1 protein-coding gene is annotated in these 241 nt (G+C 36.5%); it reads right to left on the minus strand.

Annotated features, from left to right (window positions below; all coding sequences use genetic code 11):
• Positions 1-173 precede the first annotated feature (173 nt).
• Positions 174-241: DUF334 domain-containing protein (locus SH09_RS17475; RefSeq protein ID WP_141639733.1), on the minus strand; the 68-nt coding region annotated here is incomplete at its 5' end.

A 241-nucleotide genomic window follows, 5' to 3' on the forward strand; every position in this document is an offset into this window, starting at 1 on the left:
TTTATTCCAATTGCTTTATTTACATTGAGCCTCTGTACCCTTAACAAACCCAAAACTTGTCGAATGGTCGGGCTAATAGCTCACGCTATGCCGACATTCGTCTGCAAGTTTAGTTAAGGGTACTTCTCAATATAAATAAATTTTCTCGGCATAAAAGCCTGATCATACTTTGTTTAATCATGGAATCTTGCTCTTATCCACTCATACAACCAAATAAATAGCCCTATAGCGAGTATATAAG

The organism is Staphylococcus gallinarum, from assembly GCF_000875895.1.
Classification (GTDB): Bacteria; Bacillota; Bacilli; order Staphylococcales; family Staphylococcaceae; genus Staphylococcus; species Staphylococcus gallinarum.